Raw genomic sequence first — 24,502 nt, 5'->3', positions numbered from 1 at the left:
CGCGCGGTCGCGATATCCTAGAAATAAAGCGCGGTATTTGCCGCGCCATAGATGCCGAACGCTATTTTACCGGGAAGGCTCCGGGTTGCGTGGATTATCATACAAAGCGGATAAAATGGAAGCGAGCGACGACCCGCCGCTGCAGCATGCGAAGAGGGCGTCGCGCGAATCGAAAGGCCTGCCATGAGTTCATTCCTGGAAACGATGCTCGCCCGCGCCAAAGCGGATCGCCAGACGATCGTGCTGCCCGAAGGCGACGACGAGCGCACCCTGGCGGCGGCCGAGCGCATCTTGGCCGACGACATCGCCGACCTCGTCATCCTCGGCGACGCCCACGCCATCGCGGCCAGCCCCTACAAGCTCAGCGGTGCGCGCATCATCGACCCGCGCACGTCCGAGCTGCGCGAAGGGTTCGCCGAGGCGCTCTACGAGCTGCGCAAGGCCAAGGGGATGACGCCCGAGCAGGCGATGGGCCTCATGGACGACGTGCTGTACTTCGGCGTGATGATGGTGAAGACCGGCGGCGCCGACGGCATGGTGGCCGGCGCATGCCATGCCACGGGCGACGTGCTGCGCCCCTGCCTGCAGATCCTCAAGACCGCGCCGGGCGTGAAGCTGGTCAGCTCGTTCTTCGTCATGGTGGTGCCCGACTGCGACCTGGGCCAAGAGGGGACGTTCCTGTTCTCGGACTGCGGCCTGGAAGTGCAGCCCGATGCCGAAAAGCTCGCGCACATCGCCGTGAACTCCGCGAAGTCGTGGAAGACGCTCATGGGCACCGAGCCCGCCGTGGCGCTGCTGTCGCATTCGACCTACGGCTCGGCCAAGAACGACGACGCGGCCAAAGTGGTCGAAGCAACGGCCATCGCGAAGGAGCTGGCGCCCGGTCTCGCGCTCGACGGCGAGCTGCAGCTGGACGCGGCCATCGTCGAGTCCGTGGGCTCCTCGAAGGCTCCCGACTCCCCCGTCGCAGGCAAGGCCAACGTGCTGATATTCCCCGACCTCGATGCCGGCAACATCGGCTACAAGCTGGTGCAGCGCCTGGCGAAGGCCGAAGCCTACGGTCCGATCACCCAAGGCATCGCCGCCCCCGTGAACGACCTTTCCCGCGGCTGCACCGCCGACGACATCGTCGGCGTCATCGCCATCACCTGCGTGCAGGCTCAAGCGAAGCAGGCGGAGTAAGGCGGACGCCGCCTGCTTGCCAAACGACGAGGCCCCCGCGTTGAACTGCGGGGGCCTCGTCGTTTACAGCTTCGTGCGTTTACACCAGCGGGACGTCCACTTTCTCATGGAGAATCTCGTAAGTGTCGCGAGCGATCATGTACTCCTCGTTCGTGGGGATGATGATGATCTTCACCGGAGAGCTCTCGGTGGATATCTCGCGCTCGAAGCCGCGTTGGCGGTTCTTCTCCTCGTCGAGGATCATGCCGAGAGGCTGCAAGCCCGCGAAGATCATGCGGCGCATCTTCTCGCAGTTCTCGCCGACGCCGGCCGTGAGCACGATGGCATCCACGCCGCCCATGACGGCGATGTACTGGCCGATATACTTCTTCACCGAGTTCGAGTACATGTCGTAGGCCAGCATGGCGCGCTCGTGACCCTGCTCGGAGGCATCCCTCACGCTGCGCAGGTCGTTCGAGATGCCGGATATGCCCAGAAGACCCGATTTCTTGTTCATGAGGTCGTTCATCTCGCCCGCAGTCAGGCCCTCGTGCTCCATCACGAACGGGACGATGGCCGGGTCGATGGCCCCGCAGCGCGTGCCCATCATAAGGCCGTCGAGCGGCGTGAGGCCCATGGAGGTGTCCACCGCCACACCATGGTCGATGGCCGATATCGAGCAACCGTTGCCCAGGTGGCACGTGATGAGCTTGAGGTCCTCGATCGGCTCGTCCAGCACGGCGGCCGCGCGCTCGGAGATGTAGCGGTGCGAGGTGCCGTGGGCGCCGTACTTGCGGATGGCGTACTTCTCGTACAGCTCGTAGGGCAAGGGGTACATGTAAGCCTTCGGCGGCAGCGTCTGGAAAAACGACGTATCGAACACGGCAACCATCGGCGTGCTCGGCATGTGCTTGAGGCACGCGTTGATGCCCATGAGCGCCGCCTTGTTGTGCAGAGGCGCGAGCTCCGCCAGCTCGTCGATCTTCTGGATGACGTCGTCGTCGATAAGCACCGAGCGATCGAAGTACTTGCCTCCCTGCACGATGCGATGGCCTACCGCATCGATTTCCTCGAGCGAGTCGATGGCCTTCGTCGGCCCGCTCGTCAGCGATTCGAGGACGAGCGCCATCGCATCGTCATGATCGGCCATCTTGGCATCGATGACCTCTTCGTTCTTATCGAGGCCGTGCTTATGGAACGCCTCGGCCGAACCTACCCGCTCGCAGATGCCCTTCGCAAGCAGCTCCTGCTGCTCCACGTTGACCAGCTGGTACTTCAAGGAAGATGACCCCGCATTGATGACTAGTACGTTCAACGACCTGCCTCCTTCGGTATTCCTAAAGCATATATTCTAAGGTGGCGGCGGAAAGCTCCGCGGGCAAACGGAGGCCTGTATCGGCCAGCGGCGCGCCGCTCACCGAAAACAAGCGTCGAGGCCGTCTGCCGGACAACGGCAAGACGACCTCGATCGAAGCGTATTCGCAGGTCAGAATATTACTTCGCCGAAGGATCGCCCGAGTTCATGGGAGCGCCGCCCAGCACGTGCACGTGGATATGATGCACGGACTGCTGCGCATCGTCGTTCGTGTTGACGATCACGCGGTAACCGCTCTCGGCGATGCCCTTGAGCTCGGCGATCTTCTTCACCGTGTTGAACAGATAACCCATCTCGTCGTCGGGGATGCCGTCTCCGATGTTGTCGTAGTGATTCTTCGGCACGATGAGGGTGTGCACGGGCATCTGCGGGTTCACGTCCTCGAACGCGAGCACGCGGTCGTCCTCGTACACCTTCGCCGAGGGGATCTCCCCCGCCACGATCTTGCAGAACAGGCAGTCTTCCTTGCGCATATCCTTCTCCTTCTCGAAAGCCGGTTTTCCCCGCTAGGACAAGCTGGTGTCGCGCGCACCGTCGTCGGCGTCGGCCACGAGCTCGCCCATGAGCACGTCCACTTTCTGCTGAGCCTCAGCCAGACGGCCTTGCAGCGCCGCGAGCAGGGCCACGCCGCGCTCGTAGCTTCTCAGGCTGTCTTCCAGCTCCAGCGAATTGCTTTCCAGCACTCCGACGATGCCGTCCAGCTCGGCCATGGCCTCGCGAAACGTCAGCTCCTCGATGGGCCTGAGTTCGGTGTTCTCCGTCATGATGCATCCTCCCAATCGATGATTTCGGTGTCCACGCGCCTGGCTTGCTCCACCCGGCAGGCGAGCACGCCGTCCGCGACGGCGACGTCCACGGCCGTGCCAGGCGGCGCGGCCTCCACGCTCTTGACCACGGCGCCGTCTTCCGTGCGCGCGACGGCGTAGCCGCGCCCCAGCACGGCAAGCGGCGACAGGTCGTGCAGACGCGCGGCGGCAAGCGCCGCCTGTTGCCCGAAGCGCGGCACGAGAGCGCCGCCGCACGACGCCAGGCGCTCGCGCTCGTGCTCGAGACGCGTGCGGCTGCGATCGAGGCTGGCTGGCAACGCGCAGGCCAAGCGCTCGCGCTGGCGCGCGACCGAAGCCTCGTCGCGCGCCAGGTTCGCGGGCAGCGCCCGGAACAGACGATCGGAGGCCAGGTCGAGCATCTGAGCCTCGGTGGCGTACAGAAGCTGCGCGTCGCAGAACAGCGGACGCGTAGCGCAGCGCCGCACCTCGGCCCCGGCGCGGTCGAGCGCCCGGGACATGCTGGCGCGCAGCGACGACGAACGCGCCTCGAACAAGCGGCCGAGACTCTCGCGGGCGGGGCTTACGGCTTCGGCGGCGGCCGTGGGCGTAGAGGCGCGCAGGTCGGCCACCATGTCGGCGATGGACGTGTCGGGCTCGTGGCCGATGCCGGTGACCACCGGCACGGGGCACTTCGCGATCATGCGCGCCAGCCCCTCGTCGTTGAAGGGCATGAGATCCTCGAACGACCCGCCGCCGCGCACCACGAGCACCACCTCGGCCCCGGCGCGCACGACCGCGCGCATGCCCTCAACGATGCCGGCGGGCGCGTTCGAGCCCTCGACCGCCACGCCCGCGACGAGCACGCGAGCCAGCGGGAACCGGCGGCGCAGTGTGCGCAGCACGTCGTGAACGGCCGCGCCCCGCGGCGAGGTGACCAGTCCGACGAGCGCCGGATACGCAGGCACCGGCCGTTTGCGAGCCGGCGCCATAAGGCCCTCGGCTTCCAGCTTGCGCGCGAGGTTCGCCACCTGCATGCGCAGGTTACCCTCTCCGGCCAGCGCGATGGAAAACACGTCGAAATTCATGCGGCCCTTCGGTGCGTACAGCGTGAAACGCCCGGTCAGTTCCACGAGCTGGCCCACGGCCAACCGCACGCCGGACGCTTGGAAACGGTTGTTCCACATCATGCACGGCAACGCAGCGCGCTGGTCCTTCACGGTGAAGTACACGGCTTTGTAGCCGGGCTTGTTCGAGACCTCGGACACTTCGCCCACGAGCCTCACGGTCACGCCCTCGAGCGCTCCCTTCGCCAACGCCATCGCGCCCGACACCGACAGCGCATCCGGCGACCCCCCGCCCTCGGAGCGCGTCGCCGCGCGAGCCCGCTCGAGCGCGGCGCCGAGGCCGTCTTGGCGCGCCATCTCCCCGTACCCCATGGCTCGCCGCTAGTCCCGGCGCTGGCCGAGCAGCCACAGCAGCTGCAGGATGGAGGTGAGGGCGGCCGCCACGTAGGTGAGGGCGCAGGCGCGCAGCACGTTGAACGAGCCCGCCTGCTCGGCCTGGGGCAGGCCCGTCGTGTTCATGTAGGCCATCGCGCGCTGCGAGGCGTTGAACTCCACCGGCAACGTGACCAGCTGGAAGATGACCACCGCGGCGTACATGACGATGGCGGCCGTGGTGAGGCCGGCGATGTTCAGGAAGATGCCCATCATCAACAGGAAGATCCACGCGTTCGACGCCAGGTTCACCACAGGCACCAGCGCGCCGCGGATCTTCATGGGAGCGTAGCCTTGCGCGTACTGGCAGGCGTGGCCCACCTCGTGGCACGCCGTGGCCGTGGCCGTGATGGAGCGGCCGGCGTAGGCGTCGGGCGACAGCGTGACGGAGTTCGTCCGCGGGTCGAAGAAGTCCTGGCCGGGACCGCCGCGATGCACCTCGACGTCGCCGATGCCGTAATACATGAGCATGCGGCGCGCAGCCTCGGCGCCGGTGAGGCCCGTGGATATGGGCACGTGCGTGTATTTCTTAAGCTGGGAGTTCACGTACCAGGTTGCAAGGCCGCCGATGGCCAGCGTGACGACGATCAGCAGCAGGTATCCGTTGCTCAATCCGAACATGGGTGTAACACTCCTTCAGAAGGTTGCATGCGCGAACGCTCTCGTCCGCATCGTTTTCGTTCCCCGCTATTCTATAATGAAACAGATGATCGCCTCGAAACCGTCATGGATTCAGCGCGAAAGATTCGTAACTGACGGCGCCGAGACGCCGGAGGCGCTCAACTCCGATGCTCCACGCGCAGCTCGGAGCCGTCGATGCTGAGCGCGAGCCTGCCTTCCAGAAGCTCCAGCAGCTCCTCTCCCACGAGCGCACGACGCCAACCGCGCAGAAGATCGACGCCCTCGCGGTACCCGCGCGCGACGCGCGCCAGGTCGTCATGGCTGGCCAGCGTGGGGAACGCCACGCCGTTCTGCTTCGCGCGCAGCCGCACGAGCGCGCACATGAGATCCAGCTCCGCGTCGACGTTCGGCTCGTTCTTGCCGCAGCGATCAGGCTCTGGCCAGGTGTCGGGAGACGCGTCCAACGCGGACGCGATCAGCGACACCACGGTGCGCGCGTCCTTCGTGGAGAGGCGGTCGGACAGCCCGCGCACCATGAACAGGTCGTCGATGGAACGGGGCTCGCGCTTGCAGGCCTCCACGATCTGCTCGTCGGTGACCACCCACTTGCGGGGCACGTCGCGTCGCTGCGCTTCAAGCTCGCGCCAGGCCGCTACCTCGCGCGCGGCCGACAGCTGACGGCGCGACAGCTGGGACACGCGTTTGAGCCGCTTGTAGCGCTCGCGCTCGTTGGCAGCGTAGCGCGCCGGATCCGCCAAATCCTCGAAGTCGCGATCGAGCCATGACAGTCGCCCCAGCTCCACGAGCTGCGCCCGCATGCGCTCGTACATGCGCGGCAGATACACCACGTCGTCGGCCGCGTACTCCAACTGCGAATCGGACAGCGGACGACGCGACCAATCGGTGAACGAGTCGATTTTCTTCAACGTCACGCCGCACTCGGCATGCACGAGCGCCGCGTAGCCGATCTGCTGCGTATGGCCCAGGAGCGCGGCGGCCACCTGCGTGTCGAACAGGGGATGCGGCAGCACGCCCACCTCTCGCAGCAGGATCTCCAGATCCTGGTTGCCTGCATGGAACAGCTTCATAACGTTCTCGTTGCGCAGCACGGGCGCGAGTACCTTCAGATCGTCGACGGCGAACGGATCGACGATGGCCGTCTCATCGTCGGTCGCGAGCTGGATCAGGCATAGCTTCGCATAGTAGGTCTTCTCGCGCAGAAACTCCGTATCGATGGCCAGCACGCTGGAATGCATGGCGCGCTCCGCGAACGCCGCGAGGTTTTCTTGGTTTGCTATGTACACCCGGTGTTCCTTACCTTGTGTTTCTCGGTTCATGTTGTACCATGCCATCATAGCAAACGATCGGAAAGGGAACCGGTGAAACTGCTCGTCATCAACAACCTCTCCTCCGGCTTCGGCGAAGGAGCCGTGTACGACTTCGTACGCTCGTTCATGCAGGACGGCGACGAGGCATGCTTGCGCTCGACGGACGGAACCACCGGAGTGAGCACCCTTCTGGACGACGCCGCGTCGTTCGACGCCGTCATCGCAAGCGGCGGCGACGGCACCGTGGCCACGGTCAGCTACATGCTCGCCGACTCGGGCATCCCCGTCCTGCCCTTCCCAGCCGGCACCGCGAACCTGCTTGCGCTCAACTTGGCCTCCCCCATGGAGCCCCACGCGCTGGCGAAGATGGTGCGCGAGGGCCGCACGCTCGACTTCGACCTCGGCGAGATCGAAGTCGAAGGCCGCAAGTTCGGCTTCGGCATCATGGCGGGTGCGGGCTACGACGCGGCCATCATGCACGGCGCCGAAGCGGGCAAGCGCCTGTTCGGTCCCATGGCCTACCTATCGGCGGCCATCGCGAACCCCATGCCGCAGAAATCGCATTTCATCCTCGACCTCGATGGCGAGCGCCTGGAGAGCGACGGGCTTGGCATCTTGCTCGTGAATTTCTCGAAGATCCAGTTCGACATCACGGTAACGCACGACAACGAGCCGCGAGACGGCGAGTTCAACGTGGTGGTGCTCAAGGCGAAAACCGCCTTCGAGCTGATTCCGGCGGTGCTGGCCGGCCTCCTCGACCGCGGCGGCGACTTTCCCGACCGCACGGGCGCGCTGGAAATCCACCGGGCACGCACGGTGCGCGTGGAAGCCGACCCGCCCATGGAGGTGCAGTACGACGGCGAGGCGACGCGCCTCATGACCCCGTTCTCGGCGCGCATCCTGCCGCGCGCAGCGCGCTTCTTCGTGAGCGAGGAAGGCTACGACCTGTTCGCCGTCGAATAGGGAACTGTCCGACGAGAATCGCCTTCGTCCGACATCGACGAACAGGCATCAAACCGAACGGAAAGGGGCCTGCAGGCCCCTTTCCGACAAGCGCTACTTCCCTTCCGGGACCTCGTAGGACGGATCTTCCGATGCGGGGACGTCTTCCACCTGCGCGCCGATCTCGAGCGGTTGGCCGAACGCAGCGTTCGCCGTGTCGGAAGTCGCCATCAGCTCCTTGAACGACGCGGCGTCCTCTCCCGCCATGGGCATCATGACGTATACGTTGTTTCCGATGATGACCGGCGTGATGCGCTCGGGACGAGCGTCCGAAACGCCGGACGCGTCCGCATCTTGCGGCCGGGCGTCCTCGCGCTTCATCTGCTCCATCATCTCGGCGCGCACGCTGTCGATCTGCGCGGCAGTCTCGTTCTTCCAACGATCCTTGCGCCACGCGAGGAAGTTGGCGTTGTAGCGCATCTGGATGAGCTCGAGCACGATGCAGAACACCATGGCGAAGTACACGATCAGCTTCTCGAGCGGCATATGCAGAAGCTCGATGCCGGTATGGAAGCCCGCGCTGTCGATGACCAGCAGGCCGCCGATGGCCACGATGAACGTGAGCGCGAGCATCTTCATCTCGGGGTGGCCGTTGATGAAGTTCGAGATGGGGTCGATGAAGATCATCATGAGGAACACGGCCAGCATGACGGCGATGATCATGATGATGAGGTGGTCGGCCATGCCCACGGCCGTGATGACCGAGTCGATGGAAAAGACGAGATCCATGACCATGATGGTGCCCACGGCCTGCGGCAGCGCGATACGGTGCAGCGCTTTGTGTTCCTCGCAGTGCTCGGCTTTGAGCTCGGTCAGCTTGAGCGTGTCGCGCAGCTCGGCGATACCCTTGTATATAAGGTAGCCGCCGCCGACGAGCAGCACGAGGTCGCGCACCGAGAATCCGTGCGCGTAAGGCCCGAGGTCGATGGTGAACAGCGGCGCGGTCATGTGCACGAGGAACGATGCGAAGCACAGAAACAGGATGCGCATGACCAGGGCGCCGGCCAGGCCGAGCTTACGGCCGATATGCTGCTTGTCCTCGGGCAGACGGTTCGTCGTGATCGATATGAACACCAGGTTGTCCACGCCGAGCACGATTTCCAGGAAGATGAGGCTGACCAGGCTGATCCATGCCTCGGGTGACGCGAAGATTGATAGGTCCACGGGTTGCAAGCTCCTTCTTCGAGTTCCTCGTCTGTTCCGCGCGGGGGACGTCCATAAAAAAAGACTCATGGCGCGGCCGCATGAGAGCGGACCGCGCCATGAGTCTCGTTATTTAAGACACGCCAGGCCTTTCGGCCATGATGTTGATCGTGCCGCTTGCGCTTTCGAAACGCAAGCCAACTACTCCCCCACGGGCGTCTGGTATCCTACCACGACGCAGGAACTCCATAATGACCGAAACCGTAATTCAACACAACGCGTACATATCGCGTTGTCGCAGGCGCTTGCACGCGGGGCGCGGCGGGCAATGCTATAATGCGCAGAGCGCAACGTGGGTTGCGCGCCGATCATGCACATCGTCGCAGGAGACGCAATGCTATTCAAATCACGCAGAAACGAATACGCGGACACGGACGGCCCCGTGCGCTATCTGGATGACAGCGGCCTTCGTCGCCCGCTCGACATGCCGAGGCCGCAAATCGCCATCATGTTCGCCTTCGTCCTGGTCGCAGCCCTTATCGGCGGCTACCTGCTGTTCAACGTCCTAGACGCGGTGAGGGGCGGCACGGCTCGCGCGCAAGCCAGCGTCGAGGAGAACCTGTCGCGCGAGGTGTCCTACGACCTGCCGGCGCTCACATCCTACATCACGCTGAACGACGACGAGATCAAGCAGGCCGTCGCCGATGCAGGCCTTACCGTCATCGACAAGGGAGGCATGTCGGACGATCCGGAAGCCGCCCTCGAGCTGATCAAGCTTCCGTCCGACGTGAGCGAGCTCGACGCGGGACTGATGTACAACAAAGGCGTGTCCAAGCTTTCCGCAAGCGAGGCGGCCTTGCTGCTCAACGGTTCGTGGACGCTCGACGCCGACCGCAGCGACGGCACGTCCATGCGACTGCGCTACGCCGATTTCTCTTCGGGCAGCCTCGATGCCGCCATTGACGCCGCCATCGCCGCCGAGGGCTTCGATCCGGCCACCATCGCCGAGGACGGCATGGGCGTGGACGAAGTGGGCAACACGTTCAAGCAGGGCACGGTCGACGTCGACGGGACCGCGTACACATGGAAGGTCTCGGCTCTCCCTTTGTCCGAGATGTACGACATCTCGGGCCTGCCCGAAACCGCCGTGTACGTCGGCGTTCGCCTGAGCTCCTAGCCGCACGCTTCCATCCTCGCATTCGAGCATTCGAACATTCGCGCCCCGCATCGCTTTCGACGATGCGGGGCGCTTTGTTTCTCCACCTCAATATTATTCTTTTCTAAAAACAGTATAAAACCCTTGCCCCGCGTCGGGTTTATCCTCACGCGCCCTCGGATATACCCCGATAGGCATATGACCTGCTCGAGCGCATGATACGGAGCAAGGAAGAGGAGATTTCATGAAAGTATCGAGCGTCATAGCGGGTGCATCGGCAGCCTTGGTGGCATTCCAGGCGGCGCTCTACGCCTCCCATGGCGAAGCCGATCTGCTGCGGCCCCCCGGAGCGCATGGCGAGAAAGACTTCGCTTCGCGCTGCGTCAAGTGCGGGAAATGCATGGAGGCCTGCCCCTATATCGCTATCAAGCCGGCACGCGACGACGCAGGAACCGCCGTGGGAACGCCGATGATCGATGCGCGCGCCCAGGCCTGCCGCCTATGCGAGGATTTTCCCTGCGTCGAGGCCTGTCCCACGAACGCGCTGCGCGACATCAAAACCCGCTCCGACGTGAAGATGGGCATCGCCGTCATCGACGAGGATCTATGCATCGCATTCCAGGGCATGCGCTGCGAAGTATGCTACCGCACCTGCCCTCTCATCGACGAAGCTATCGTCATCGACTACCGCCTGCGCGAAGGCGATGCCATCCACTCCGTGTTCGCCCCCGTCATCGACGAGGACAAGTGCGTGGGATGCGGCCTATGCGTGGAACGTTGCGTGGTCAGCGAGCCCCGGGTGGCCATCCGCATCGCAAGCGACGGGGAGCGGGCGGGCGGCATCGAGCCCTCGGCATGACGAGCTCGGCGCAGCTGCGCCGAGCTCCCCTGAACAAGCTGCCAAACCGTTGGAGGTTTAGGACATAGCAATGGGTAACGGGAGGAAAAGGAGGGATGTCATGGACATCTCAAGACGAGGATTCGTCAAGGCCACGGCAGTAGCGCTGGCGAGCGCGGCGGCGGCAGGCACCATGTCGTCGCTCGTGGGATGCGCAAGCGGCGAAGGCCAATCGACGACCGCCGCTTCGGGCGACGGACAGAAGTACACGTCGGTGTGCCGCTTCTGCGGCTGCGGTTGCGGCGTCATCTGCGAGGTCAAGGACAACAAGCTGATCAGCGTGACAGGCGACCCGGACAACGAGTCCAACAAGGGTCTCAACTGCGTCAAAGGCTACTACTTGGCGAAGATCATGTACGGCGACGACCGCCTGACCACGCCGATGATCCGCGAGGACAAGTCCACGAAGGGCACCGGCGAAGGTTTGCGCGAGGCGAGCTGGGACGAAGCTCTCGACCTCGTGTCCTCCAAGCTCAAAGAGACGTGGAAGAACGACAAGTCGCGCCTGGCCTTCTGGCTGAGCGGCCAGCAGCCCATCACCGAAGGCTACGCCTGCGCCAAGTTCATCAAAGCCGGTCTTCTCTCGAACAACGTCGACCCGAACGCGCGCCTGTGCATGGCCAGCGCCGTGGTGGCGTTCATGAACGTGTTCCAAACCGACGAGCCCGCCGGATCATACAGCGACCTCGACGAAGCCGACGTGTTCGTCACCTGGGGCGCCAACATGGCCGAAGCGCACCCCATGCTATACTCGCGCCTGACGGCCCGCAAGCTCTCGGGCGAGGGCGTGAAGCACTACGACCTCGGCACCATCAGAACGCGCACGAGCGCGAGCGCCGACAAGACGATGATCTTCCATCCGAACACCGACCTCGCCATCGCGAACTGTATCGCGAACTACCTCGTGTCGGAGAAGAAGTACGACGAGGCCTTCGTGAACGACCACCTGCAGTTCAAGCAGGGCACCGAGGACATCGGCAACTCCTTCGAGGACGGCTACGACAAGAGCGAGATCGGCTCGAAGGTGGACGCGGTGAGCCCTATCACCTTCGAGGAGTACGCCGCGCGCCTGGAACCCTACACCTTCGAGTACACCTCTCAGCTCTCCGGCGTGGCCGTCGAGGACCTCAAGGAGCTGGCCGAGGTGTTCGCGGACCCGAACAAGAAGGTCATGTCGCTGTGGACCATGGGCGTGAACCAGCACAACCGCGGCACATGGATGAACCATTGCATTTACAACGTCCACCTGCTGTCCGGCAAGATCGCCCAGCCCGGCTGCGGCCCCTTCTCGCTGACCGGGCAGCCCACCGCCTGCGGCACCGCCCGCGAAGTGGGCACGTTCAGCCACCGCCTGCCGGCCGACCTCCTGGTGGCAAACGAGCAGCACCGCCGCTACACCGAGGCTATCTGGGATCTCCCGCAAGGCTACCTCGACGAGATCAAGGCTCCCGGCATGCACACGGTGAAGATGTTCCGCGAGCTTTCCAAGGGCAACATCGACTTCATGTGGTCCGCCCATAACAACTGGGCCCAGTCCATGCCGAACCTCACCCGTTTCCTGGGCGAAGGCGCTGACAACAAGGGCATCTTCGACACGTTCATCGTGGTCAACGAGGTGTATCCCACCCTGTCCACGCAGTACGCCGACGTCGTGTTCCCCGTGGCGCTGTGGGTGGAGCGAGAGGGCCAGTTCGGCAACGCCGAGCGCCGCACCGCCGTCTTCGAGAAGGCCGTGGACGCTCCGGGCGAGGCCAAGTGGGACCTCTGGACGTTCATGGAAGTAGCGCATCGCGTGCTCGATAGCGAGAAGATCGGCAGCGAGGATGCCTTCGACCACCTGTTCGGCTTCATCTACGACAAGAACGCCCGCGATTTCAAGAATGACGACCGCGAGACGAACCGCCTGCTGTGGGAGGAGTACCGCATCTTCTCGAACCCCGAGATGAACGACAAGGCCAAGGCTATCAACGACGATACCGACGGCACGTTCGGCGCCAAGCTCAAAATGGAGGCAAAGCAGCTGGCCCCCTACGAGGAGTACCTTGCCAACCACGGCATGACGTGGCCGGTGCGCAACGTGAACGGCACTTGGAAGTCCACGAAGTGGCGCTTCGCCGAGGGCTCGCAGGACGAGGGCTTCGACGAGGTCGGCGTGAAGCAGTACGGCAAGCCCGGACAGGCCGGTGGCGTGAGCTTCTACAAGTCCGCCAACCTGAAGCCGTCCGTGGTGTTCCGCCCCTACGAACCGCCCGCGCAGACCCCCAGCGACGAGTACCCGTTCTACTTCGTCACGGGTCGCTTGCTGGAGCACTGGCACACCGGCACGATGACCCGTCGCGTGCCCGAGCTCGACCGCGCGCTGCCCGAGGCGCTGCTGAACATGAACCCGGACGATTGCAAGAAGCTGGGCATCCAGGACGGAGACATGGTGAAGGTGAAGTCGACGTACGGCGAGTTCGACATCAAGGTGTCCACGGCGGGCCGCACCGAGCCCCCGGCCGGCGTGACGTTCGCTCCGTTCTTCGCCGAGGAGACCCTGGTGAACCTGGCGGTGCAGGACGTGTACTGCCCGCTGTCCAAGGAACCCGACTACAAGAAGACCTGCGTATCCATTACGAAGCTCTAAGGGGAAGACGATGAAGAAGCACATGATAACCGCCGCCCTCGTGGCCGTGATGGCGCTGGGCTTGGGCACGGTTGCAGGCTGCAGCCAGGAAGCCCCCAGGGAAGACGTGAACGCGAACGTGCCCGCCGGCGCCCCGCCTTTGATGCCGACGAGCCACGACGGGCGCTTCGAAAATCTCGGCGCGGCGGGCTGCTACGGCTGCCACGGCGCGAACGACCAGGCCAACCCCATGCTGGCCGACGCAACCGCCCTGCCCGCCGACCACTACGCGGGCGGCGACGCGGGTTCCCTGGAAATGGACCCGACGCACGAGCAGTGCATCACCTGCCACGCGCAGGCGTAAGAGATACGTGCCTACCCGGCGGACGGAGCGTCGCGCGTCCGCCCTCCCTCCTCGCCCCGCCCCCTCCTTCCAAGGGGGCGGGCCCTCGGAGGATAAGAAGAACGAACGTGAGGAACCCATCATGGTTATTTCGAGTTTGGTCGTGGAAACGATGCCCGATCGCACCGATGACGTGGCCCGGGAGCTGGCGCTGCGCGAAGGCGTCGAGGTGCACGAGACGAACGGGCACAAGATCGTCGTCACCATCGAGGCCGACACCGTGGACGACTCGCACGACATCGCGAGCGGCTTCATCGGCATCGAAGGCGTGACCGGCATCAACCTCGTGTACGCTAACTTCGAGGACGATCCCACGCTGGCCGAGGCCGGTACGCGATGAGCGAAGCTTCGGACACGCGGCGCGCGTTTCGCTGGTCCTGGCTGCGCCATGCCGTGCAGGCGGCGGCTCTCGTGCTGTTCGCCGCCCCGGTGCTTGCGGCCGGATGGAGCCTGTTCGGAACGTCCGTCGGCGGCGACGACGCCGCGGCGACCCCCGCCCAGCTTCCCTTCTTCGGCAGCCTGTCCTCCTCGTCCATCGGGGGTCTCGACATCCTCGACCCCTTCGGCGCTCTGCAGGTCATCGCCGCCTCCAAAACGTTCGAGCTCGATTGGCTGCTGGCCGCGCTGCCGGTGCTCATCGTGTACGGGCTGATCCGAGGCCGGGCGTTCTGCGGATGGGTGTGCCCGGTGAACCTGCTCCTCGAGATCGTGGACTTCGCTCGCCGCAAGCTGCGCATCGACGTGCGCGAGATGCCGGTGCCGCGCCATGCGAAGCTGTGGATAGCCCTTGCCGTGCTGGGCCTGTCAGCGCTGACCGGCGTGCCGGTGTTCGAGGCGTTCTCACCCATAAGCGCCGTCAACAAGGGCATCCTCTTCGGTGCCGTGACAGGCGTTTGGGTGTTGCTGGCCATCGTGCTGACGGAACTGTTCTGGGGCCATCGCGTGTGGTGCCGCTCGCTGTGCCCGCTGGGCGGCTTCTACGAGGCGCTTGGCCGATTCGGCCAGGTAAACGTGAAGATCGATCCCGCAGCCTGCATTCACTGCGACGCGTGCAAGCATGCATGCCTGTCCGATCCCGCGATCCTCGAGCCAGCGCTCGACGGATGCGACGCGATCGTGCGGGCCGGCGACTGCATGGCCTGCGGTTCGTGCATCGACGCCTGCCCCACGCGCGCCCTGTCGTTCACCCTGGGACGCGCCTCCAAGCCGGCCGCCCCGAATGGCGAGGAATGATCCGGTGCGGCCTCTGGTGCATCGCGCGGCTTCGCGATGCACCAGAGGCCCCACCTTTCGCGCGCGCCGCCTTCCCCTTTACACGTTCAGCAGCTTGTGCCTGAGGGCGTAGTCCACCAAATCGGCGCGGGTCTTCAGGCCCAGCTTCTGGTATATCTTCGAACGGTGGGCCTCCACCGTCTTGACCGAGAGGAATATCTGCTCGGATATCTCCTTGTTCGTGAAGCCCTTGGCCAGAAGCTGGAGGATCTCCAGCTCGCGGTTCGAGAGCTGCTGGTAGGAGCGATCCTCTTCCTCTCCTCCGGCCACAAGCTGCTTGGTGAGCATGGCCGTGATCTTCGGATGGATGTAGCTGCCGCCCTCGGCCACCGCATGGACGGCGGCGATCAGCTCTTCCGACGTCGAGTTCTTCAGCACGTAGCCCGCCGCTCCCCCGCGTAGCGTGTAGAAGAGGTACTCCGGTTCGGCGAACATCGTGAGGATGACCACCTTCGTGCCGGGGAAGTCCTTCGCGATCTTCTCGCAGGCCACCAGCCCGCTCTGCCCCGGGGGCATGGAGATGTCCATGAGCAGGATGTCCGGTTTCTCGCGCGCCACGATGGCGTAAGCCTGCGCGCCGTCGGCTGCCTCGGCCACCACCCGCACGTCGGGATCCTGCTCGAGTATCATCCTGAAACCCACGCGTACCACTTCGTGGTCGTCCGCCAGCATTACTCTGATCATGCGCCCGCCTCCTTGCCTTCCGCCACGTGCATCGGCGCAACCAGCGTCATCTTCGTGCCATGCTCGTCGGATTCCATCGCGAGCCGGGCGCCGATGACGCTCGCGCGCTCCTGCATGCCTACGAGACCGCAGCCGCTCCCCTTGATCTCCGGCTGCTCGGTGTCGAAGCCGCATCCGTGGTCGATCACGCTCACATGCAGCCATCCGGCCGAATCCTCGAGCCGGACGATCACCTTCTCGGAACCCGAGTACTTGCAGGCGTTCAGGATGGCCTCCTGGCAGATGCGGTACGCCTGCGTCTCGAGAGCCTGATCGAAGCGATCGCACGACAGGCTGCCCTCGAACACGATCTCGTTGCCGTACGTGCGCTCGAACACGGCAGCCTGCGAGCGCAGAGCCGCAACGAAACCAAGATGGTCGAGAGCCGAAGGTCGCAGCTGCACCGACAGGTTGTGCAGCTCGTCAAGCACGTTGGCAAGATCGTTGTTCGCTTCCGCCAGCAGCTCGTAGCCCTCTTCGTCAACATGCGCGACAAGGCGCTTGAACACGAACGACAGCGTCAGCAGCTCCTGCGCTATGCCGTCGTGCAGCTCGCGCGAGATGCGCTTGCGCTCGTCCTCCTGAGCGGCGATGACGCGCGCAAGCTCCGAGCGGATGAAGATAGGGTTCTTCTGATCGTCGGCGCGTTTCTCCACCGCGATTCTTTCGAAATCCATGAAGTCGTCGGAAACGACGTCCAAATCGCACAAGGTGCCGTCCAGATCGTCGATGACCTGGCGGTACGCCGCTTCGTGCCGATCGCTCACCGTGCGGAACGCGCACAGCAGCACGGCGACCACGCGCCCGTCGCGCGTGAGCGGCAACGCGCAGAAGCTATGCAGATCCTCGGCGAACACGATAGGGTACGACGAGTACTCGCGCGGGTCGATCTCCTCGTCGATGTTCGTGAACATCATGGGCTTGCCCGCCTTGATGGTGATGCCGCCGATGCCGTGCCCCGGTGCCAGCACGATGCGGCGATGGCGCTCGCCGGTAGCGCCTGCGCTGTATATCCACTTGAGCGGCGCGCCGATGAACGCCGTCAACCCGATAGACACGAAATCGAACCCGTACCGATCTTTGATGTCGTTCACCGCACGCGCGTACTTCTCGCACGCGCCCGCCAGCTCCCGCTCGCTGAAATTGGACGCTCCCACCGCGTCTCCCCCGTTCCCGTTGCCGATCCGCTCGTTCGCTCGTCGACGGTCTATTATCCCCTACTTCGCTCGTATTTGCACGGGGCGGCTTGCCGAACGCCTCGACGACGCGCATAATCCGCCATGCGGCACGCTCCCGCGGCCCCTGCTTCCCTGATCAGACGCTCGTTCTCGTCGGTGATGCCGCCGAGCGCGAACACGGGCGCATGCGCGCGATCCAGCACGGCGCGCAGGAAGGGCAACCCTCGCGCCGTGGACGCCGGCTTGCACGAAGGCGCGAACACGGGGCTCGCGACGAGAACGTCGGCTCCCAGAACCTCGGCCTCGGCCACCTCGTCGGCCTCGTGGACGTTCGTACCCACCCACGCGAACCCGTCGGGACGGCCCTGCGCGCGCAGCAGCGGCAGCGGCAGGTGCACGGCGGCGCAACCGAGGCGGCGCGCCGCCTCCACGTGGGAGTGCGCGACGAAGGCGATGCCGCAGCGCGCGCAGATGGCGGCCATCTCCGCAGCGAGGAGCTCGTAGGCGGCATCGTCGAGGTCCTTCTCGCGCAGGATGACCGCGTCGATGGCGCCCGACTCCGCGAGGAACGCCGTCTGCTGCGGCAACGGGAGAGCGCAGCGGAGGCGGTCGGTGACGAACACGCGCCGAAACGTCGGGTCCGCCGCCGAGGGCTCACAGGCGAACATAGTCGTTCATCACCGGCTCGAGGCCGACGCCGCGCAGCGCGGTGCGCACCTGCGCCACGTCGCGGCCGTCGGCGATCTCGAACTGGTCGTCGCCCGCAGTCGATCCGTCCGCATGCTCGCCGACGCCCGTGGACACGCCGGCGGATATCTTCGTGGCGGCGATGCCCATGACCTGGTCGCGGAAGCCCGCGCGCTCGCGCGACGAGATGGTGATGCCCGCCTGCGGCAGCAGCAGCCGGTAGGCGCACATCACCTGCAGCAGCTGGCGCTCGCCCACGCCGCGCGGCCCCAGCGACCCGTTCCCGGCGATGGGGCGCAGGCGCGGGCACGACAGCGACAGCTCGGCGTGCGGGTAGGCGCGCTGCACAAGCCATGCGTGCAGTCCGCACGCGAACGCGTCGCGCCGGAAGTCGCCGAGGCCCAAGAGGGCGCCGAACGCCGCGCCCCGCATGCCGCCCCTCAGCGCGCGCTCCTGGGCGTTCGCGCGGTACGGGAACACCCGCTTGCGCCCCGCCAGGTGCAGCTTGCCGTAGAGCGCGGGGTCGTAGGTCTCCTGGAACACCGTGACGTAATCGACGCCGCATCCGTGCAGGTAGGCGTATTCGTCCTCGTTCATGGGGTACACCTCCACGCCCACCATGCGGAAGCGCTCGGCGGCAATCTTGCACGCCTTGCCGATGTAGGAGGGGTCGGTGCGCGCGCGGTCTTCGCCCGTGAGCAGCAGGATCTCCTCGAGCCCCGTCGCCGCGATGGCGTCGAGCTCGGCGACGATGCCCGCGCGGTCGAGACGGGCGCGGCAGATGTCGTTGTCGCGGTTGAAGCCGCAGTACACGCAGTGGTTGTCGCAGTAGTTCGCCAGGTACAGCGGCGTGAACAGGTACGCCGTGCTGCCGAACCAGCGCCGCCGCGCGCGGCGGGCGGCGGCGGCCAGCTCTTCCAGCAACGGCTCGGCGGCGGGCGACAGCAGCGCGCCGAAGCCCTCGGGGGAAAGGCGGTCGGCCGCGAGCGCGGCGCGCACGTCGGCCTCGGTCGCCGCGTCGAAGTCGAACGCCGCCGCGCGTGCCAGCAGCTCGTCGAGCACGGGCGAGTCGGTGACGTCCATGTCCGGAAGGTAAGCCATAGGGTCGATGCCGCGATCGCGCGCCACGTCGGCGGGGTCCACCGCCTCGAGGCGCGTGAAGCGCGGGACCGCCGAGGGCGTTGCGGAGCGGGTGCCTGCTTGCGTCATGACCCCTCCTAATCCGCGAGGAACCCGGTGAGGGGCGACGAGGCCTCGGCGCGGTCGAGCACGCGCCCCATGCCGGCTCGGTATCCCGCGCGCCCCGCCTCCACGGCGCGTTTGAACGCGGCCGCCATGAGGGGGACGTCGCCCGCCGTGGCCACCGCGGTGTTCGCCATGACCGCGGCCGCGCCCAGCTCCATGGCCTCGCACGCCTGCGAGGGCCGGCCGATGCCCGCGTCCACGATGACGGGCACGTCCACCTCGTCGACGATGATCTTGATGAAGTCGCGCGCGGCCAGCCCCTTGTTCGACCCGATGGGCGCCGCCAGCGGCATGACGGCCGCCGCGCCCGCGCGTACCAGGTCGCGCGCGCAGACGAGGTCGGGGAACATGTAGGGAAGCACGACGAAGCCCTCCTCGGCCAGTTGCGCCGTTGCGCGCACCGTCTCGGCGTTGTCGGGCATGAGATAGGCCGCGTCGCGGATGACCTCCACCTTCACGAAGTCGCCGCATCCCATCGCCCGCGCCAGCCGCGCGATGCGCACCGCCTCGTCGGCCGTGCGCGCCCCCGATGTGTTCGGCAGCAGCGTCACGCCCTCGGGAATGGCGTCAAGGATGCTTCCGTCCTGCCCCGTGTTCGCGCGACGCACGGCCAAGGTGACGATCTCGGCGCCCGCATCGCGCACGGCCGCCTCCACGAGGTCGAGGTTGAACTTCCCCGACCCCAGGATGAAGCGCGAGGTGAACGTCCGGTCGCCCAGCGACCAAGTATCCGGTTCGTATGCCATGGATATCCCTTCCCGACCGCCCTCTGCGGCCCGTTGCTTCCGTCAGTTTCCTTCGAGTCCCAGCACGAGGCGCACGACGACGAGCGCCTGCTGCGCCGCGCACAGAGCCACCCGCGGGGCGAAGAGCGCCTCGTCGGCCACGTCGGCCTCGCCGTCGCCGCACACGAACAGCCGCCGCCCCACGCGCCGCGTGACCAGCGCGTCGGCCGGTCCCGCACCCGCCATGCCGCTGCCCGCCACCACCACGGTATTCGACGCCTCCGTCAGCAGCGCGTTCACGAGGTCGGCTTTGCAGCGGGGGTCGTCGAAGGCCTCGCACACGATGCGCTCGCCCGCAAACAGCGCCGCCGCGTTGCCGGCATCCACCCGCACGCGGTCGAGCGTAAGCTCGATGCCCGGGTCGATGCGCAGCAGCTGCTCGGCCAGCGCCTCGGTCTTCGGCCGGCCGATATGCTCGCGGAAGTAGTGCTGGCGGTTGAGGTTGGACTCGTCCACGAGGTCGAAGTCCACGAGGTGCAGCGCGCCCACCCCCGAGCGCGCCAGCATCACGGCGATGTGCGACCCCAGGCCGCCCAACCCCGCCACGCCCACGCGCGCCGCCGCCAGCCTCACGCGCGCCTCTTCTCCGATGCGGCTCGAAAGCGCGTCCATCAGCCGCCTCCCACGAAGCGGACCACTTCCAGCACGTCGCCTGCCCGCAGCACCGTGGCCGCGTACGCGTCGCGCGGCACGATGGCCCCGTTCAGCTCGCACGCCACGCGCGCGGCGTCGAAGCCGTCGCGCTCCAGCAGCTGCGCGAGCGTCGAACCGTCCGCCTCGGGCCGCGCCCGTCCGTTCACCTGCGCCACGTCTCGCCCTCCTTTCCGCCCCCGCCGGCGCATCCGCCGGCCTCCGGGCACGAAAAAAGCGCGCACGAAGCAAATCGCACCCGAGGTGGTGCGCCCCTTCGTACGCGCTTGCGTACTCTCACGACGGCTAGGATATCCGAAGTCGCCCGCCCCCGCAACGCCCCGCCGGTAAGCGGCGGGCGCAAGATGCAGCGGGATGGGGCGCAAGGCGGCTGCCCGATGGCGCATCATCGCCCGAAAAACACGCTTTCGCGCTCGATTCCGTGTTTTTCGGGCGATGATGCGCATGCGCGCTGTCAGCAACACGGCCGCCATGCCGCGCAAACGAGCGGATAGAGAACCGTTGCGCCGCCGCAACCGACCAGCCGACGCCCTGCGGTACGCTGAACGGACCAAGGCAACCGACGATCAGATAAGGAGACGTCCATGAAGTACAAGACAGGCGACAAGCCGGGCGCGGGACGCTACCGCTGCGACAACTGCGGCTACGTCGTTCGCATCACGAGCGATGCCGAAGCCCTTCCCGCATGTCCCAACTGCGGACACCACGAGTTCACCAAACTGGAAGACTGACCGAACGCCAGGGCCGGCAGCAAGTCCGGCACGCTGCCGGCCCCGCAGGGGCCGCGATGACGACGAAAACCTCTGCGTACGGCAGGAATCAAGGGGTTTGGTAACCGGTGCCGCCGCCTCCGACATGCCGAGAACATCCGACCTGCACAAACGCACGCGCATCGCCCCCTCCCCGCATCAAACGAGAGAATAGAGCGGCTCCAAGATTACCAAACCGCCCCACTTGCGCCAGCAGACCCCGCTTTCGCCGTCATTTCCCAAATCGTTCGCGCGTTCGCACTTTTCCGGGTCACTTTGACGAGAGAAGCCTCGGAGCCGGGGCAACAAAAAAGAGCCTTCGCAGGTCGAAGGCTCTTTCGAATTCATGGTGGGCGATACAAGATTTGAACTTGTGACCCCTACCGTGTCAAGGTAGTGCTCTCCCCCTGAGCTAATCGCCCATGAATGCTTGCTGCTTTGGAAGTTTTCCGCGTCAGCAAGCAGATAGTCTACCAGAAGTTCGACGACCATCAAAGACAAATTTCGAAAATATTTTTGCGAACTTTTCTGAAATCGGGGGTTGCGCGCTACGGACACTTCCAGTATTATATTTCCTCGCCGATGCGGACGTGGCTCAGCTGGTAGAGCACGACCTTGCCAAGGTCGGGGTCGCGGGTTCGAACCCCGTCGTCCGCTCCATCGTCGCTAACAGGCCGGTCATTATCAAAAGTTTTGACCGGCCTTTTCATGACGGTGTCGACGAGATGGCGACGTGGCCAAGTGGTAAGGCAGAGGCCTGCAAAGCCTTCACCCCCGGTTCGAATCCGGGCGTCGCCTCCATTCGCTCCCCTTGCGGGGCGGACGGTTTGAGAATTGAAAAGCGTTACCCATGCGGACGTGGCTCAGCTGGTAGAGCACGACCTTGCCAAGGTCGGGGTCGCGGGTTCGAACCCCGTCGTCCGCTCCATGATCGTACAAGCCCGTCGGTTCGCCGACGGGCTTTTTTCGTGCCTCGCTCCGAACGACGAAGGTTAGAGCAGCTCTAAGAGGTCGGTGAGCGCCGTCACGCGCTCGTAGCCGCAATCTTTCTCGGCATCGTGCCTGTCGACGATCACCGCGCGGATGCCGGCAGCGGCCGCCCCGTCCCCGTCGGCATCGGGGCGATCGCCCACATGCACGCTCGATTCGGCGCGCACGCCCATCTGCTCGCAAGCCAGGTTGAAGATGACCGGGTTCGGCTTGCGGTAGCCCACCACCGCCGAAGATACTACCGTGTCGAAGTACGGCAGCAGCCTGAGGTCGCGCAGGAGCCCTTCCAAGCCCGCATCCCAGTTCGATACCACTCCCAGCGCGTATCCACGCTCCTTGAGCGCTCTCAGGCACGCTGTGACGTCGGCGTACGTCTCCCAGCATTCCGCGCGCCGATAGGCCTCGTGCACCGTCTGCGCCACGCCTTCCGCATCGTGGCCGATGCCCGCGAGATGGCACACGTAGCGGTACTGGTCCAGCCAAATGGCTGTCGACCCCTCGTGCGAGCACCAGAAGTCGCCGTCGCGCAGATACTCCGCCTCGTAGTACGCGTCCATGGCCGGCATGTGCGGCTCGACGTCGCGCACGGTCAAGTCGTGGCCGCGCTCGGCCGCAACGCGCGCGAACGTCTCGGCCACCGACGGGCACGGCCGGATGAGCGTCGAGCCCACGTCGAAGAACACCGCCTCGGTCATGCGCCCTCAGTCCTCATGGCCGTCGTTCGGCTCGATGTGGACGAGCACCTCGATCACGTTCGGGAACCGCTGCATGATGGCGCGCTCCACCCGCTCGGACAGCTCGTGGGCCTCCCCCACGGTCATCCCGGGCGCCACGAGCACGTGCAGGTCGGCGTACACCTCTCCCTCGGTGCCGCGCGTGCGGATGTGATGGGCATCCTGCACGCCCGGCACGCCCATCGCCACGGCGCGCACGTCCTTGTCGGGAATGCGCGCATGATCGGACAGGGTGGCTAGCGCGTGCTTGAATACATCGTAGGCCGTGGCCAGGATGGCGACGGTCACCACGAGCGCCATGATGGGGTCGGCCATGGGAAAGCCCAGCGCCACGGCCGCCAGACCGACGATGACCCCGATGGACACGAGCGCGTCGGACAGCGTATGGTTCGCATCCGCCGCAAGCACCTCGCTTTTGAGCCGCTTCGCGCACCGGCGCTCGTAGGTGGTCACCCCGATGTTGACGGCGAGGGTGCCCACCATGACGATGAACGACACGGGAGTTACTTCGGCCGTGTACACGCCGGACACGAGCTTGCCCACCGCGCTCGAACCCACCTCGAAGGCCGCCAGAAGCAGCAGCACGCCGATCACGAGGCTTGCGTACGTCTCGAACTTCGCATGGCCGTAAGGATGGCTGTCGTCGGCCGGACGCGCCGCCAACGCGATGCCGACGAGGCCCACCACGTTGCCGGCCGAGTCGAACACCGAGTGGATACCGTCGGCTTGCATGGACGCCGATCCGCTCATCAGGCCGTAGACGTACTTCGCAGCGGCCACCGCCAGGTTCAACACGAGGATGACCCACAGCACGCGCCGGATGGAGCGCATACGCTCCGATACCGGGTTCTTCGTTGCAAGCGCCTTCGCCACGCCCGCTCCTTTCGCCGAAAGCGGCTCCGTCCGCATATGCAATGCAGAGGTATAAGAAAAGAGAGCCCGAAGGCTCTCTCCATTCTCTCTGGTGTCGGAGGCGGGATTTGAACCCGCACACCCTTAAACGGGCACTAGCACCTCAAGCTAGCGTGTCTGCCGTTCCACCACTCCGACGTGTTGCTCGAAACGCAACGCAGGTTATTCTACCCGAACCCTTCTGCGTTGTGAAGGGGCAATTTTCGCTATTTTGCAATCGTCCCGTGGGGGTAGATGATCATAAGGACGATAAGCGAAAGCATGAAGATGATCGCGAACGCGATGGTGATGCGGTCGAGGTTCTTCTCGACGATGCTCGTACCGGTTTGGGTGGAGTACACCGAGCTGGCGATCATGTCGGAGATGCCCGTGCCCTTGCCGGAGTGCAGCAGGATGAACACGATGAGGCCGATGCCCGAAACGACGAGCAGGATGAGCGTGATGATGAGGAGCGGATTCAAGGTTCGTCTCTCTTCTTTCGATCAAAGGTATATCGGTACGCAAGTTGCTAAGTATAGCGAAAGGCTCCCGTCAGGGCAAGGGCGGCGCAGGCGTTCGCGTAGCGGGACGAGACGGAGCGGGACGCCAGCCCCGTCCCCCGCGCCTCATCCCCGCGAAAAC

Annotated in this window: 25 protein-coding genes, 5 tRNA genes and 1 pseudogene; 12 read left to right on the top strand and 19 right to left on the bottom strand. The window is 65.3% G+C overall.

What is annotated here, in order from left to right:
• The first annotated feature begins 183 nt into the window (after positions 1 to 183).
• Positions 184 to 1,182: a phosphate acetyltransferase gene (pta, locus tag GT613_RS10635; protein WP_009307146.1), complete on the top strand. Its 999-nt coding sequence runs from the start codon at positions 184 to 186 to the stop codon at positions 1,180 to 1,182.
• A gap of 79 nt (positions 1,183 to 1,261) precedes the next feature.
• On the opposite strand, the gene GT613_RS10630 is transcribed toward pta, so the two are convergent.
• The 6 genes from GT613_RS10630 to rnd all read right to left on the bottom strand — a co-directional run bounded on the left by GT613_RS10630 (position 1,262) and on the right by rnd (position 6,724).
• The gene (locus tag GT613_RS10630; RefSeq protein ID WP_009307147.1) at positions 1,262 to 2,476 is read right to left on the bottom strand and encodes an acetate/propionate family kinase; all 1,215 of its coding nucleotides are present in this window, start codon (positions 2,474 to 2,476) and stop codon (positions 1,262 to 1,264) included.
• 179 nt (positions 2,477 to 2,655) lie between these two features.
• Positions 2,656 to 3,009 (bottom strand): histidine triad nucleotide-binding protein, encoded by a 354-nt coding sequence (locus GT613_RS10625; protein ID WP_009307148.1) that lies wholly within the window; start codon positions 3,007 to 3,009, stop codon positions 2,656 to 2,658.
• A 33-nt stretch (positions 3,010 to 3,042) separates the two neighbouring features.
• A complete protein-coding gene (gene xseB, locus GT613_RS10620) occupies positions 3,043 to 3,300 on the bottom strand; it encodes an exodeoxyribonuclease VII small subunit (protein WP_009307149.1) in 258 nt (85 codons plus the stop codon).
• Positions 3,297 to 4,739, bottom strand: coding sequence for an exodeoxyribonuclease VII large subunit (gene xseA / locus GT613_RS10615; RefSeq protein WP_035577115.1), 1,443 nt, complete (start codon positions 4,737 to 4,739; stop codon positions 3,297 to 3,299). Before xseA ends, xseB begins: the two co-directional genes overlap by 4 nt.
• 9 nt (positions 4,740 to 4,748) lie before the next feature.
• Entirely contained in the window at positions 4,749 to 5,420 is a 672-nt protein-coding gene (locus GT613_RS10610; RefSeq protein ID WP_009307151.1) for a zinc metallopeptidase, read from the bottom strand.
• Positions 5,421 to 5,578: 158 nt separating this feature from the next.
• Positions 5,579 to 6,724, bottom strand: a complete 1,146-nt coding sequence (gene rnd, locus GT613_RS10605) for a ribonuclease D (protein WP_009307152.1) — start codon at positions 6,722 to 6,724, stop codon at positions 5,579 to 5,581.
• A 75-nt stretch (positions 6,725 to 6,799) separates the two neighbouring features.
• Here rnd and GT613_RS10600 point away from each other — a divergent pair, with 75 nt between their 5' ends.
• Positions 6,800 to 7,711, top strand: coding sequence for a diacylglycerol kinase family protein (locus GT613_RS10600; RefSeq protein ID WP_009307153.1), 912 nt, complete (start codon positions 6,800 to 6,802; stop codon positions 7,709 to 7,711).
• 93 nt (positions 7,712 to 7,804) lie between these two features.
• On the opposite strand, the gene GT613_RS10595 is transcribed toward GT613_RS10600, so the two are convergent.
• Positions 7,805 to 8,914 (bottom strand): TerC family protein, encoded by a 1,110-nt coding sequence (locus GT613_RS10595; RefSeq protein ID WP_009307154.1) that lies wholly within the window; start codon positions 8,912 to 8,914, stop codon positions 7,805 to 7,807.
• Between the two features lie 373 nt (positions 8,915 to 9,287).
• Between GT613_RS10595 and GT613_RS10590 the strand changes: the two genes are divergently transcribed.
• From GT613_RS10590 to GT613_RS10565, 6 genes are all read left to right on the top strand, one after another.
• The gene (locus GT613_RS10590; RefSeq protein ID WP_015760750.1) at positions 9,288 to 10,070 is read left to right on the top strand and encodes a hypothetical protein; all 783 of its coding nucleotides are present in this window, start codon (positions 9,288 to 9,290) and stop codon (positions 10,068 to 10,070) included.
• A gap of 223 nt (positions 10,071 to 10,293) precedes the next feature.
• Positions 10,294 to 10,908, top strand: a complete 615-nt coding sequence (locus GT613_RS10585) for a 4Fe-4S dicluster domain-containing protein (protein WP_161172618.1) — start codon at positions 10,294 to 10,296, stop codon at positions 10,906 to 10,908.
• 100 nt (positions 10,909 to 11,008) lie between these two features.
• Positions 11,009 to 13,573 (top strand): molybdopterin-dependent oxidoreductase, encoded by a 2,565-nt coding sequence (locus GT613_RS10580; protein WP_161172617.1) that lies wholly within the window; start codon positions 11,009 to 11,011, stop codon positions 13,571 to 13,573.
• Positions 13,574 to 13,583: 10 nt separating this feature from the next.
• Positions 13,584 to 13,916 carry a hypothetical protein gene (locus GT613_RS10575; RefSeq protein WP_009307158.1) on the top strand — a complete coding sequence of 111 codons (333 nt, stop codon included), beginning with the start codon at positions 13,584 to 13,586 and terminating at the stop codon, positions 13,914 to 13,916.
• Positions 13,917 to 14,037: 121 nt separating this feature from the next.
• Positions 14,038 to 14,295 (top strand): chaperone NapD, encoded by a 258-nt coding sequence (locus GT613_RS10570; protein WP_015760753.1) that lies wholly within the window; start codon positions 14,038 to 14,040, stop codon positions 14,293 to 14,295.
• On the top strand, positions 14,292 to 15,188 hold the full coding sequence (locus GT613_RS10565) for a 4Fe-4S binding protein (RefSeq protein ID WP_156732904.1): 897 nt from the start codon (positions 14,292 to 14,294) through the stop codon (positions 15,186 to 15,188). The genes GT613_RS10570 and GT613_RS10565 overlap by 4 nt, the downstream gene beginning before the upstream one ends.
• A gap of 78 nt (positions 15,189 to 15,266) precedes the next feature.
• Here GT613_RS10565 and GT613_RS10560 read toward each other — a convergent pair whose 3' ends face one another.
• The 7 genes from GT613_RS10560 to thiS are packed head-to-tail and all read right to left on the bottom strand — an operon-like array spanning position 15,267 to position 20,654.
• Positions 15,267 to 15,911, bottom strand: coding sequence for a response regulator transcription factor (locus tag GT613_RS10560; protein ID WP_161172616.1), 645 nt, complete (start codon positions 15,909 to 15,911; stop codon positions 15,267 to 15,269).
• Positions 15,908 to 17,107 carry a GAF domain-containing sensor histidine kinase gene (locus GT613_RS10555; RefSeq protein WP_009307162.1) on the bottom strand — a complete coding sequence of 400 codons (1,200 nt, stop codon included), beginning with the start codon at positions 17,105 to 17,107 and terminating at the stop codon, positions 15,908 to 15,910. The genes GT613_RS10560 and GT613_RS10555 overlap by 4 nt, the downstream gene beginning before the upstream one ends.
• Positions 17,108 to 17,160: 53 nt before the next feature.
• Positions 17,161 to 17,796: a thiamine phosphate synthase gene (locus tag GT613_RS10550; RefSeq protein WP_161172615.1), complete on the bottom strand. Its 636-nt coding sequence runs from the start codon at positions 17,794 to 17,796 to the stop codon at positions 17,161 to 17,163.
• On the bottom strand, positions 17,783 to 19,024 hold the full coding sequence (gene thiH, locus GT613_RS10545) for a 2-iminoacetate synthase ThiH (protein WP_161172614.1): 1,242 nt from the start codon (positions 19,022 to 19,024) through the stop codon (positions 17,783 to 17,785). Before thiH ends, GT613_RS10550 begins: the two co-directional genes overlap by 14 nt.
• An 8-nt stretch (positions 19,025 to 19,032) precedes the next feature.
• Positions 19,033 to 19,806 carry a thiazole synthase gene (locus GT613_RS10540; protein ID WP_009307165.1) on the bottom strand — a complete coding sequence of 258 codons (774 nt, stop codon included), beginning with the start codon at positions 19,804 to 19,806 and terminating at the stop codon, positions 19,033 to 19,035.
• A 42-nt stretch (positions 19,807 to 19,848) separates the two neighbouring features.
• Positions 19,849 to 20,457, bottom strand: coding sequence for a sulfur carrier protein ThiS adenylyltransferase ThiF (thiF, locus tag GT613_RS10535; RefSeq protein ID WP_009307166.1), 609 nt, complete (start codon positions 20,455 to 20,457; stop codon positions 19,849 to 19,851).
• Positions 20,457 to 20,654: a sulfur carrier protein ThiS gene (thiS, locus tag GT613_RS10530; RefSeq protein ID WP_009307167.1), complete on the bottom strand. Its 198-nt coding sequence runs from the start codon at positions 20,652 to 20,654 to the stop codon at positions 20,457 to 20,459. The genes thiF and thiS overlap by 1 nt, the downstream gene beginning before the upstream one ends.
• Positions 20,655 to 21,077: 423 nt before the next feature.
• On the opposite strand from thiS, the pseudogene GT613_RS10525 reads away from it, so the two are divergent.
• Positions 21,078 to 21,227: pseudogene (locus GT613_RS10525) on the top strand (hypothetical protein); the annotation flags it as partial.
• Between the two features lie 365 nt (positions 21,228 to 21,592).
• Here GT613_RS10525 and GT613_RS10520 read toward each other — a convergent pair.
• Positions 21,593 to 21,667 (bottom strand) — tRNA-Val (locus GT613_RS10520).
• A gap of 162 nt (positions 21,668 to 21,829) precedes the next feature.
• On the opposite strand from GT613_RS10520, the gene GT613_RS10515 reads away from it, so the two are divergent.
• The 3 genes from GT613_RS10515 to GT613_RS10505 all read left to right on the top strand — a co-directional run bounded on the left by GT613_RS10515 (position 21,830) and on the right by GT613_RS10505 (position 22,173).
• Positions 21,830 to 21,905 (top strand) — tRNA-Gly (locus GT613_RS10515).
• 67 nt (positions 21,906 to 21,972) lie between these two features.
• Positions 21,973 to 22,046 (top strand) — tRNA-Cys (locus tag GT613_RS10510).
• Between the two features lie 51 nt (positions 22,047 to 22,097).
• Positions 22,098 to 22,173 (top strand) — tRNA-Gly (locus GT613_RS10505).
• Positions 22,174 to 22,237: 64 nt separating this feature from the next.
• Here GT613_RS10505 and GT613_RS10500 read toward each other — a convergent pair.
• From GT613_RS10500 to secG, 4 genes are all read right to left on the bottom strand, one after another.
• Entirely contained in the window at positions 22,238 to 22,930 is a 693-nt protein-coding gene (locus GT613_RS10500) for an HAD family hydrolase (protein ID WP_009608608.1), read from the bottom strand.
• Between the two features lie 6 nt (positions 22,931 to 22,936).
• A complete protein-coding gene (locus GT613_RS10495; RefSeq protein WP_009307173.1) occupies positions 22,937 to 23,842 on the bottom strand; it encodes a cation diffusion facilitator family transporter in 906 nt (301 codons plus the stop codon).
• An 89-nt stretch (positions 23,843 to 23,931) separates the two neighbouring features.
• Positions 23,932 to 24,019: transfer RNA gene (locus GT613_RS10490), tRNA-Leu, on the bottom strand.
• A 68-nt stretch (positions 24,020 to 24,087) separates the two neighbouring features.
• Positions 24,088 to 24,342 (bottom strand): preprotein translocase subunit SecG, encoded by a 255-nt coding sequence (gene secG, locus GT613_RS10485; protein WP_009307174.1) that lies wholly within the window; start codon positions 24,340 to 24,342, stop codon positions 24,088 to 24,090.
• Positions 24,343 to 24,502 lie beyond the last annotated feature (160 nt).

It is taken from the genome of Eggerthella sp. BIOML-A4 (assembly GCF_009875575.1).
In the GTDB taxonomy this organism is placed as follows: domain Bacteria; phylum Actinomycetota; class Coriobacteriia; order Coriobacteriales; family Eggerthellaceae; genus Eggerthella; species Eggerthella lenta.
This window is presented reverse-complemented; position numbering and strand designations above follow the sequence as displayed.